The following is an 11,633-nucleotide window of genomic DNA, read 5'->3' as shown; positions in this document are numbered from 1 at the left end:
TATGCATGTTGAAGTGCGGGGATTAAATAAGCATTTTGGAGATTTTCATGCGGTCAAGGACGTCAATTTCACCATTACAAAAGGTCATCTGATCGGACTGCTCGGCCCGAGTGGTGGCGGTAAAACTTCGATTCTTCGTATGCTCGCAGGGCTGGAGACACCGGATAATGGCGAGATCATTTTTCATGGTCAGACAGTTAACAATCTTCCTCCTCAAGAGCGCGGGATCGGCTTTGTGTTTCAGAACTATGCATTATTTAAGCATATGACTGTTTTTGATAATATTGCTTTTGGATTAAAAGTAAAAAAAGCCAGCAAAACCGCCATTCGTGATCGTGTTATGGAACTGGTAGAGCTTACGGGGTTAAAAGGCTTCGAGAAGCGTTATCCGCATCAGCTATCTGGTGGACAACGCCAGCGTGTGGCCTTTGCTCGTGCACTCGCGCCTGAACCACAGCTATTACTCTTAGATGAGCCGTTCGCAGCTATTGATGCGAAGATCCGTCAGGAGCTGCGCGCTTGGCTACGTGAGCTGATTGAGCGTGTTGGCATCACTTCCATCTTCGTAACACATGACCAAGACGAAGCAATAGAAGTGGCAGATGAGATCATGATCATCAACCAAGGACAGTTGGAACAAAAGGGTACGCCTTGGGACATTTACAAGGAGCCTAAAACACCATTTGTGGCAACTTTTATCGGGGAGTCGACACTGATTGAAGATGCTTCTGAGGTGAAAGGCTTTAAAGGCGCTGGAGACGGTAAGCCTACCAAAGCACTAATTCGTCCTGAGTATATTGAAGTTGGTAACCTGCATGAGTTCAAGATGGCTTCAGCTACGGAAAAAGGTGTCGTAAAGCATCTGCATTTCCGTGGAAGTGAATGGCTCGTAGAGGTTGAAGTTAATGGTCATAAACTGGTCACTTACCGTTCTTTGGAGAAAGAAACATTGCAGCCGGGACAGGATATCTCAGTTCTTGTGCACCGCGCTTACCTGTTTAATGATGAGCGAAGCTGGATCCAGGAGAACAACCTGAAAGAAGATCCGATGCCGATATTTATTTAATATAAAATAAATAATATGATTTTCAATTTTTTTGAAGAGTAGCGAATGTGATGAGCTAGGATTAGAGGAACTGATGTGAAGGTATGAAGTAATGGAGTGGAAGTTTGGAACTGTAGGAGCGGTAGCAACCGCCTTTATGCTCTAATTTCAACCGTAATACGGTTCCAATCAAGAAATTAGAGCATAACAGCGGCCGAAAGTCCAAACATTCCGCGTAATTACGGCAAATACCGAACGTTGGTTACTTGAATTTTTAGTTCAGCCATAGAGCTACTTTCAAGGAAATATTAAAATCATTACCTCGAAGGATGTGGGCCGCAATGAATTTCAAAAGGAGCAGACAACTGCACGGATGTTTTGCTGCCCTAATGCTGGCCATACTCACGCTGGCGGCAGTCGGTTGCGGGAATGAGAAGGCGATTACGACGATGGCAGATCCTTCGAAGCAAGGGGATGTTACGCTAGTCGTTGGCGCATACAGTGTGGCTAAGGATGCGATGGAAGACATTTTGCCGTTATTTGCAGCGCAGTGGAAAGAGGATACTGGACAGGAGATTAGTTTTCAGCAGTCCTATGAAGCTTCCGGAACACAGGCACGTGCAATCGTAGGCGGGTTCGAAGCAGATGTTACACTGCTAGCCATGGAAGGTGATGTCGAGAAGCTGGTTAAGGCTGGACTCGTAGCGCCAACGTGGAAAGAGCAGGGTGAACAAGGCATGGTGACACGTTCGGTAGTCGCACTTGGTACCCGTGAGGGAAACCCCAAAGGAATTCACGATTTTGCGGACTTAGCCAAGCCAGGGATTAAAGTGTTATACCCAAATCCCAAAACATCCGGTGGTGCGCAGTGGGATATTAACGCGATCTATGGGGCTGGTCTGAAGCTGTCAGAGGAGCAAGAGGGCGTTAAGGATCCAGCAGCAGCGAAAGCTTTTTTAGAAAGTGTACATGCCAATGTGGAGTCTTTGGATAAGAGCGGACGCGCATCTATGGCTGCCTTCGAGTATGGAGTGGGTGATGTCATTGTCACCTATGAGAATGAACTGCTGGCCCGGATTGCTCAGGGTGTTAAATATGAAGTCATTATTCCTAAAAATACAATGCTGATTGAGAACCCGGCGGCTGTCGTAGAGAAGTATGCGGATAAGCATGGGACACGCGCGGCAGCAGAAGCATTAGTTGATTTCTTGATGACCCCACAGGCACAAGAGATCTTTGCAAAATATGGCTTTCGTCCCGTAGATAAACAGGTCTATGCGGAGAACAAAAGCCGCTACCCCGATCCAGCGGGTCTCTTCGATATTAATTATTTAGGGGGCTGGGCTGAGGTGCGAAGCACGCTTTATTCCAAGCGGGGAATTTGGTATCAGATACTTGCCGGAATATAGGTAGAGGTGTAAAAATAGAGTCATCCTAGCAGGGCTACTGCTTAAGGGATGACTTTTTTGACGAAAGTATATAATTGGGCCCCCGCAAAAAGTACCTGGGTACGCATCGAAGCAAAGCTTCACTTTGTGGGGATATTTTGGTGAGCATCTTTAAGATAGACATATGGTAATTTAAGACTTCCTTGATGGGAACTGAAGGAGAGATAGAATATGGATACGTTGGTGTTTTTGGGTACTGGGGATGCCATGGGTGTTCCACGGATATATTGCAGCTGCGAGACCTGCACAGAAGCAAGGGAGCATGGGAGCAATACAAGGCTGCGTTCCTCTGTACTTATAGATAATAGCAGTGACTTTCTAGTGATTGATTGTGGGCCAGATTGGCGACGTCAGATGGAGGCGCAGGGAGTTCGGAATATGCGAAGACTGCTGGTGACGCATGCTCATTTTGATCATATTGGTGGGCTACCGGAATGGGCAGATGCTTGTCGATGGACGGGCATTAAGGGTGAACTTTATACTCCAGCAGAAGTTATTCCTATTATCGAACGGCAATACCCTTGGCTGCGAAATCACATCGAGATGATTCCCTGTGATGAAGGGATAGAACTGGACGGCTGGAAGATAGATACCTGGAAAGTAAACCATGGTAAGAATGGATATTCGTACGCCTTTCGGCTAGAGAAGGAGGGTTATACATGGGTGTATTGTCCTGATTCCATATCTCTTGGGGCTGAGGAGACACGCCTGATGCATGGGGCGGACTTGCTGGTCCTTGGTACAAGCTTCTATTACGAAGCGGCGGAGCTATCCACCCGCTCTGTGTACGACATGACGGAGGCAGCGGAGCTACTGCAAATCGTGAAGCCTAAAAAGGCAGTGTATACCCATATGTCGCATGATGTGGATATGAGAGAAGCATATATTTTACCGGAGAACGTTACTCTAGCCCAGACAGGTATGAGAATTCCAATATACAAAAACCCATTCTCTTCACTTTAGAAGAGAATGGGCAAGTAGAAATAAACGGATTAAACAGTTAATTGTTCTGGTTCATTTAAAGGGTGACGTCCGCTTACCGCAAGCATGACTAAGGAAACAATGATGAGTATAAAACAGAGCACAAATGAATACCGGTAACCTACAATACTGGCTAAGCCCCCGCCAACAAGACTCCCAATCAGTCTACCGATCGTGGATGAATTAGAATAAAGCGTGGAAGCATACCCAGGCATGTTTGGGAGCAGATCTTGGATGTAACTAATGCCAATCGCTGATATCACAGCAACGAAAACGGCTAGTAGAACTTGGGCTGCAAGCATCTGCCACATCTCGCCTGAGAAAATGACAACGAGATAATATGCTCCTCCTAAAATGGCCCCACACATCATCAAGGCTCGGTTACTGTACTTCGCACTGAGTAGACCGAGCATAATCATAAACGGAATTTCCAGCGCAGCACATATACTGCTGACTAGACCGACATCGCTTGTCGATCCCCCTAGATTATTTGTAATAAAGAGGGCCGTATTGATGCTGCTCGTCCAGTGAGCTACATACATGAGTATCAGAATCAGAAAAGGAAGCAGAATATTGCGGTTCTGACTGAGCCGGAAAGTTTTCACTTTTACTTCAGCCTTGTTGCTGCTCAGCTCTGTAACTGTATTTGATTTGAGAAAGAAGAAAACGAGTAAGGCAACAAGCAGGAATACTCCGATCGTACCCGTGAAAATCCCCTTAAACCCAACAGCAGCGATTAGCAGGGTGCCGATTAAAGGACCTGTAATAAAGCCGAGAGAGAAAGCAGAACGCAAGGTAGAATTAGCAAACGCAGTATCCGTAAAATTGCTCTTATTCACTGCTTCTCTAGCAATGGCGAACAATTGAGGCATCCCTGGTGCACCGAGGGCGGTGAACACAATCATGTAGATGAACAAGATCGTGAAATCCTGAATGAGCAAGTACCCGCTATATGCCAGCGCATTACAGAGTGTGGCAACAAGGTAAATGTTTTTTCGATTTAAGCCAAGGTCAGAGCGTCTCCCGATTAGTGTACTGATCCATATTCCGGCAATTAACGTGGTGGCTAGAAAAACACCAAACAATCCGACAGATACGCCAAGCTGTTCCGTGAAATAAATGGATAAGAAGGGTGAACTGAGTGAAATCCCCATTCCCTGAAGTAGCATACATAAAAAGAGTAAGGCATAAGAGGGAATTGAAAATAGTGCAGTAAGTCTTTTGATCATGTTGTGAAGTTACTCCTCTATTTTTTGTTAAGATAGTCAAACTGGTTCTAGTATACATGAAAAAGACAGCAACAATATATATGCGATTTGGCTAAGGGGCATCACTCGGGCAATCTCGGACAGTTGATGTTCCTTTTGTGATATCTATTGCATTCGGTATTCAGAATCATGTTTATCCTTTATAATCAGAAAGTATTGCCGTCTTATATTTACATATATAGAATATTTATCAACGACAGGAAGGGAGTAATAAGTAGCTAATAGGGGAGAGGGCTGATTTTTTTGAAGCAGAAAGGTGTTTTCTCAAGATTAAGTACATACATGTTAAGGCACAAGCTCTTATATACGGTTTTATTGTTTACGACTTTATTTGGGATTGTTCTGGATTTAACGATTGCTTGGCTGCTCTCAGTAATTACGGATGCGGCGGTTAGACTTGATGTGAAAGCTTTTAAAGGGCTGGTTATATTCGGATTAATCTACTTATTAGTGAGTGCAATCAACGGTTTTTTCGATCGCTATCTCAAAAATAAAATCTCAGCCAAGATCAGAAATGAACTGCGGCTAGATATGATGCGACATGCTTTAGCTCTTCCTCAGTCTTATTTTGACCGTAATCACTCCGGAGATTTGTTGTCCCGCTTCACTAATGATAATCAATCTGTGGGTAATGCTACCGGCGAGGTAATGATTGATTTAATCCGTAACCCTTTGCTTGCTCTCGCGGCTTTTGGTTATTTGCTCTATATTAACTGGCTACTGGCATTGATCTGTTTTGCAATGGGGCCTTTGATGTTCCTTACGGGAAAAATCTTCGGTTCAGCTATGCGTGAGAACAGTGTGAAGATTCAGACTAATATGAGCAAGATTACTTCCTTTTTACATGACATTCTAGGCAGTAGTATGGTATTTAAATCCTTTAGCATTGAACGCAGACTAATGAAGCAATATCAGGAACATAGTGAGAATATCACTTCCGAAGAATTAAAACGGGGAAGAATTGAGGGAGCTACTGGCTCATTCTCCTCTTTTTTGGGAAACTTTACGTTTCTTCTGGCGCTGGTCGTGGCTGGTTATTTTGTGGCAAAAGGATCACTTGAGGTCGGTGCGATGATTGCTTTCATCCAGCTCATGAATTATTTAGTGATGCCGTTCTCGGCATTGCCAGGACTGATCAATTCGATGCAGCAATCACTTGGGGCGGCGGGACGGATCTTTGAAGTGTTGGATAGCCCTGTAGAAGTGGAGGCTTTACCCGAAGCAGCTACGAAACAGCCTGAATTTGAGCGTATGGTCATGTCCTCGGTATCCTTCTCTTATCCGGGAGCGGAGAGACGTAGTTTGAACAAAATCAGCTTAGAGCTTCACAAAGGGGCTCAAATGGCAATTGTGGGACCGAGCGGTGGAGGGAAATCTACACTTTTTAAGGTACTCCTTGGGTTGTATGAACCTGATGAGGGTGAAGTGTTTATAAATAAAGAGAAGACAAGCGAGATGAGTTTAGCTAAACTTAGGAGTCACTTCTCTTATGTGCCGCAAGAGTCCGGGCTTTATACAGGAAGTATCCGTGATAACATCCGAAATGGAAATCCAGATGCAGATGAGCATGAAATTCTGGAAGCTTTGCGACAAGCGAACGCTTATGATTTTGTAATGGAGTTGCCGGAGGGTCTCGATACAGATATCGGTGAGGAAGGTTCACGCCTGTCGGGTGGACAACGCCAGCGACTATCGATTGCGAGAGCGATTCTTAGGAACTCTCCAATTTTGTTGCTGGATGAAGCTACTGCTGCGCTTGATAATGAATCGGAGAAGCTGGTGCAGCAAGCGATTCGTAAATTAATGGGAGACAAAACCACACTCGTTATCGCTCACCGTCTATCAACGATTCAGAACGCTGATGTCATTCTAGTGATGGAGAACAGTGAAATTGTGGAGAGTGGTACCCACGAGGAGCTACTTGCAGCAGAAGGAAGATATCATAATTTGTACTATTCTCAGCTGGAAGAGGAAGAGGTTGGGGAGGGTGAGCAAGAGCAAGAGGCATTAGAGTTTGCATCTACAGGAGTACCGAGCTTGCTGAAATAACAAAAGGGTGTTGCAACGTCATAAAATATGGCGTAGCAACACCCTTTTGAACTTTAAAACATTCTAAAAAGGGAAAAGTGACGGAGGGGAAGTCCAAACATTCCCCGCAGTCACGCACTTACCTTAATAGAAAAATCTTAAGTTTAACGTATATAAAACTATTAAGTTCAGCCGATTTAGTTCACTTTATTGAGAATGAATTTATCAATCGCGTATTTTACACCATCTTCATTGTTGCTCAGGGTTACGAAATCAGCAATTTCTTTCAGCGCAGGAATAGCGTTCGCCATAGCAACGCCAAGACCGGCAGCTTCCAGCATCTCATGGTCGTTCCAAGAGTCACCCATAGCCATAGTCTCGGAGAGATCACAACCAAAATGATTGGCTAGGAATTCAAGCGCAATTCCCTTGGTTCCTTCATGATGCATGATTTCTAGGAATTGTGGTTTGGATTTGGTAATATGCACGGAACCGCCGAGCAATTCACGTAGAATTGGAGCCAGCTCATCCAAGAATGCAGGATCATCGATAATCAGCATTTTTGGTGTTTTTTGTGGGACAAGCTTCTCCCAATCTGGTTCAATATAATAAGGCGTTTTGTTCAGGTCTGTATAATCTTTGATCTTCTGGTTGTCTTCACGGGCATACAGCTTGTCGTCAATGTAAGTTTGCAAATGCAGATTATGCTCCACGCAGTAAGTGAACAGCTTGTGTACCGCATCTTGTGGCACGTAACGCTCATATAGTACCTTTTCATCGAGCAAGTTCTTTACGAGCGCTCCTTGGTAAGTGATGATTGGTACGTTAAGTCCAGTTTGACGGGCAATGGCTTGCGCAGAAGCATAAGCTCGGCCTGTAGCAAGGGTTACAACAACGCCAGCGGCTACAGCCTCTTCAAGTGCAGTCTGTGTAGCGGGTGTTACTTCCTTGTCATCGTTAATTAGAGTGTCATCAATATCAATCGCGATCAATTTGTACATTTGTCTCTCTCCTTATCTCTTTCTAAATAAATGTAATTTGGAAAAATAATTCTTCTTATGTTGATTCTGACCCGGTTCCGGACTCAGCTCTGCCATAAGCATAGCTCCCAGAATACAACCACAACCGAGCAGAGCGGACATACCAAGCGTTTCTCCGCCAAAGGCTAAGCCTGTCAGAACAGCGAATACAGGTTCTGTGGCATAAATAATGGCAACCCGTGAAGGCGTAGTGTATTTCTGGCAGGCGGTTTGAATCCAGAAAGCAAAAGCGCTGGTAGGACCAATAGAGATTAAAAGTGCCCAGAGAACGTCCGGGTCCTTTATAAGCTCTGCGCTGTGTGCCAGTGGTGCAGCTCCTTCAAAGATAAGCGAAGCGACAATGCTGAACAGTCCAACGAAGGCGAGCTGCAAGGTTGCCAGCGGCAGCGCCGGATAATGAGGTGCATAAACGCCAGTATATGCGACTTGTAGCGCAAAAGCTATGGCGCAGAGCAAGATCAAAGCATCGCCTTTATTCAGGGACAAAGCAGAGCCGGTGAAGGTTAGCAGATAAAGACCTACTGCGGCAAGCGCCGCGCTGAACCAAGTGTAACGTGAAATGGCATGCTTTAGTAGCGCCAGAGAGAGAAACGGAACCAATACGACCGATAGACCGGTAATAAACCCGGTATTGGAGGTGGTTGTATATAGAAGTCCCATGGTCTGGAAGCCATAGCCCATAAACAAAAAAAGGCCTAGCAGCAGAGAATCACGTACCATGCGGAAACTTAGCTGTTTCCACTCCTTGCGGTAAAAAATAAAAGTGATTAGAGCCAGCAACAGGGCGGCACCTGTAAAGCGGATGCTGTTAAACGCGAGTGGAGGGAGCACTTTGACAGCATTTTGAACAATCAGAAAGGTGCATCCCCACATCATCGCCACAAGTAGCAGGCTGAAATCGGCCATACGGGAACGCTTCACTTCTTAGGTCATCCTCTCTTCGGCAAATGCCGTCCTTGTAAGAACGACAAGGTCAAGTTGTCCAAATTGTATCGTATATTCATGGGGAGGACAAGATAGGAATCGCTCAAAGGCTTATATTTAAAGGGATTTAAGGGATTAGGCTAGACAAAAAAACAGGGTCTTGATATACTTCGATAACCGCACATTTGTTCTTGTTTTTCGCATCTTAGAAAGGAGCGGTTTCACCATGATGGGCAGATCCCATTTAATAATCAGCACTGGGGTTACCCTATCTGTAATGAGTTTGATGTCACACGAGATTACGATTCCAGTTATTGCAGTCGCAGCGTTAAGCTCTTTGCTTCCTGATATCGATGAACCGAATTCGCTGCTTGTGCGCAAGGCGATTCCAGAATTTCTATTAAGAGCGCTGCAAATTGCTTTGATAGGCGCGGCGATCTATCTCTATTTTGCCGGAATCGTGGAACGTCCTTGGAATATTGTGCTTGCACTGCTAGTCGGAAGTGTATCTTTCCTGCCTAGTCGAAAGCTGCGCCATTTGGTCATGATCTTGATTGCCATAGCACTCTTTGCCTTCGGGAAAGCCTATGATCCATGGAACTACATTGCAGCGTGCGTGCTTGTAGTCTCATCGGTTGTTCCTCATCGTGGACTGACACATACCTTGTATGGAGTTGCGGGCTGGAGCGCCTTATTGTATTTTGCCTCAGCGGGTATAAATGACGGTGGCAGTCTATGGATAGCTGGGGGCATGTCGTATGCGCTTCACCTACTAGCTGACTCTCTTACCCAACGGGGAATTACACCCCTGCCGCCAATACCCTTTAAGCTGCGTCTAAAGCTAATGAGTACAGGCACGAAAAAAGGTGGAGCCGTAGAGAACATCTGCATCATGCTGACTCTAGCGTTCGTTGTCTATGTATTTATACTTTCTACTTGAACTAAAATGAATATGAAAAAGGGGCTTGTCTATTCTTTACGCAAATTTGCGCATAGGATAAGCAGGCCCCTTTATTTTTGTGTAACTATTCTTCTAGGAAAACCAGTCCGATAAAGTCCTCCGGCTCAATACGTCCAAAATAATGCTTCAAATCCAGATCAGCTAATGCTTCTCTAACCTCTGCCTCATTATAACGTTTGCCACGAAGTGCATTTTCAACATCTACTACGTCACCAACCCCAAAGAAGTCACCATAGATTTTGATGTCCTTAATGAGGGAATCCTCAATATCCATACGAATATCAATAATTCCAGCAGGAAATTTACGTGTGTGTTTGACATTGCTTTTTGGTGACAGACCGTAGTTCCAGTCCCAGTTCTGGTAGTGCTCTTTGGAAATTTCGTGGATTTTGTCCCAGTCTGCTTCCTGAAGCTTATACTGAGGGACCTCGGATGGCTCCATGCCAAAGATCGAACGTAGGAGACCGGAGCGGAACTCTTCAATGGTCATGTCTGTACCTAGCAGCTCTTTGATGTTGGCTACGCGACTACGTACGGATTTGGTGCTCTTCGATTTGAACTTCTCTGGATTTACTTTTAGAGAGGCTTGTACATTGTCCAAATTGAGGTCAAACATCAGTGTGCCATGGCTGAACATGCGTCCACGTGTGGAGAATTGAGCGTTGCCGGAAATTTTTTGTTCGCCGACTTGAAGATCATTCCGTCCACTAAGCTCAGCGTTTACACCCATGCTTTGTAAGTAGTCGATCACCGGCTGGGTGAATTTCAGGAAGTTATGGAAGGATTGGCCGTCGTCCTTAGTAATGAAGCTGAAGTTAAGATTTCCGAGATCGTGATAGACAGCTCCACCGCCGGACAAACGCCGCACAACCTTAATATCATTCTCTTTAACATATTCCTGATTGATTTCTTCAATCGTATTTTGATGTTTACCGATGATGATAGATGGGCTGTTAATATAAAAAAGCAGGTAACTCTCGTCCATCGGCAAGTGTTTCAGCGCATATTCCTCAATCGCCAAATTGATGGAAGCGTCAGTAATCCCTGTGTTATCAATAAAAATCATAGTGAATTCCTCCGTTGCAGCAAAATTGATTACAGTTCTCATTTTAAACCAAAAGCAGATTTTTAACAAAAGAGATCGCTTCGTGTTTCGGTGGAATAAAGTATTAGACTGGAATCGTTGAATTAATGCGATTTTTAAGTTGAAGAATTTCCAGCGCCCAGTCTTATTGTTAAGTACTTCATTTTATCGAAAATCAACAAATCTTTTGCATTTCTTCAGCCCATGGGTTACTATTTTTATATTGACAAATTTGCAGGTCTAAATAAGGAGGTTACACGTTATGTGCCCCCGTACCAAAGAACAAAATGAGCTCATACGCATACAGCGCAAAGAACAGATCCTGGACGTCGCCGCGCGCTCCTACTTTCGCACGGGCGGCAGCTTTGATATTCGCGACGTCGCCCGCGAGGCAGGTCTTGGTTACGGCACAGTATACCATTATTATCCCAACCGGCATTTATTAATAGAAGATGTGTTAGAAAGCGGCTTTGAGCGATGTGAGCAAGTTATCGCAAAATGGGCGGACATCAGCGGCAGCCCACCGGATGACAGGCAGTTGTTGATGTATTGTAAAGCACTGCTCCAGCTGTGGCAGTCGGACGCCCGCGCATATCTCGTCTACAAAATGGCGGCGGAACATTATGTAGGCTTGTCTGAAAGGGATCGACACCACGCCAAGAGACGGTTTATGGAACGCCTGTACGTTCCACTCCAATCGATCGCCCAGTGCGAAGACGACAGCGTCGACCATATGCTTGCTGTGCTGGTCGGTTGCTGTGGGCTGCACTACTATGCGGGCAATTCCGATCTGAACGTCGATCGAATCGCCCGACTCGCTATCCAAGCTATTACGAAGGGGTCCTGATACGAAC

General features: G+C 45.1%; 10 protein-coding genes. 6 read left to right on the top strand and 4 right to left on the bottom strand.

The window, feature by feature from the left end; genetic code table 11:
- Position 1 precedes the first annotated feature (1 nt).
- The 3 genes from ACQKMP_RS08445 (at position 2) to ACQKMP_RS08435 (ending at position 3,456) form a co-directional block, all read left to right on the top strand.
- The gene (locus ACQKMP_RS08445) at positions 2-1,066 is read left to right on the top strand and encodes a sulfate/molybdate ABC transporter ATP-binding protein (protein WP_042124940.1); all 1,065 of its coding nucleotides are present in this window, start codon (positions 2-4) and stop codon (positions 1,064-1,066) included.
- A gap of 320 nt (positions 1,067-1,386) precedes the next feature.
- A complete protein-coding gene (locus ACQKMP_RS08440) occupies positions 1,387-2,454 on the top strand; it encodes a sulfate ABC transporter substrate-binding protein (protein ID WP_042185596.1) in 1,068 nt (355 codons plus the stop codon).
- Between the two features lie 210 nt (positions 2,455-2,664).
- Positions 2,665-3,456, top strand: a complete 792-nt coding sequence (locus tag ACQKMP_RS08435) for an MBL fold metallo-hydrolase (protein WP_042185598.1) — start codon at positions 2,665-2,667, stop codon at positions 3,454-3,456.
- Between the two features lie 29 nt (positions 3,457-3,485).
- On the opposite strand, the gene ACQKMP_RS08430 is transcribed toward ACQKMP_RS08435, so the two are convergent.
- Positions 3,486-4,703 carry a sugar efflux transporter gene (locus ACQKMP_RS08430; protein WP_042185600.1) on the bottom strand — a complete coding sequence of 406 codons (1,218 nt, stop codon included), beginning with the start codon at positions 4,701-4,703 and terminating at the stop codon, positions 3,486-3,488.
- A gap of 282 nt (positions 4,704-4,985) precedes the next feature.
- On the opposite strand from ACQKMP_RS08430, the gene ACQKMP_RS08425 reads away from it, so the two are divergent.
- Complete coding sequence (locus tag ACQKMP_RS08425; RefSeq protein WP_427469160.1) at positions 4,986-6,791, top strand: ABC transporter ATP-binding protein; 1,806 nt, start codon at positions 4,986-4,988, stop codon at positions 6,789-6,791.
- A gap of 176 nt (positions 6,792-6,967) precedes the next feature.
- Here ACQKMP_RS08425 and ACQKMP_RS08420 read toward each other — a convergent pair whose 3' ends face one another.
- Entirely contained in the window at positions 6,968-7,771 is an 804-nt protein-coding gene (locus tag ACQKMP_RS08420) for a Cof-type HAD-IIB family hydrolase (RefSeq protein WP_427469159.1), read from the bottom strand.
- A 12-nt stretch (positions 7,772-7,783) separates the two neighbouring features.
- The gene (locus ACQKMP_RS08415) at positions 7,784-8,731 is read right to left on the bottom strand and encodes a DMT family transporter (RefSeq protein WP_076284092.1); all 948 of its coding nucleotides are present in this window, start codon (positions 8,729-8,731) and stop codon (positions 7,784-7,786) included.
- Between the two features lie 229 nt (positions 8,732-8,960).
- Here ACQKMP_RS08415 and ACQKMP_RS08410 point away from each other — a divergent pair, with 229 nt between their 5' ends.
- Positions 8,961-9,674: a metal-dependent hydrolase gene (locus ACQKMP_RS08410; RefSeq protein WP_427469158.1), complete on the top strand. Its 714-nt coding sequence runs from the start codon at positions 8,961-8,963 to the stop codon at positions 9,672-9,674.
- 85 nt (positions 9,675-9,759) lie between these two features.
- Here the strand turns inward: ACQKMP_RS08410 and ACQKMP_RS08405 are convergent, their stop codons facing one another.
- Positions 9,760-10,761: a lipoate--protein ligase gene (locus ACQKMP_RS08405; RefSeq protein WP_042185606.1), complete on the bottom strand. Its 1,002-nt coding sequence runs from the start codon at positions 10,759-10,761 to the stop codon at positions 9,760-9,762.
- A gap of 280 nt (positions 10,762-11,041) precedes the next feature.
- Here ACQKMP_RS08405 and ACQKMP_RS08400 point away from each other — a divergent pair, with 280 nt between their 5' ends.
- Positions 11,042-11,626: a TetR/AcrR family transcriptional regulator gene (locus ACQKMP_RS08400; RefSeq protein WP_076298271.1), complete on the top strand. Its 585-nt coding sequence runs from the start codon at positions 11,042-11,044 to the stop codon at positions 11,624-11,626.
- Positions 11,627-11,633: the final 7 nt, after the last annotated feature.

It is taken from the genome of Paenibacillus sp. NPDC101420 (assembly GCF_050277435.1).
GTDB lineage: Bacteria > Bacillota > Bacilli > Paenibacillales > Paenibacillaceae > Paenibacillus_AQ.
Note: the sequence above shows the minus strand (reverse complement) of the source record. Positions and strands in the feature narration are given on the sequence as shown.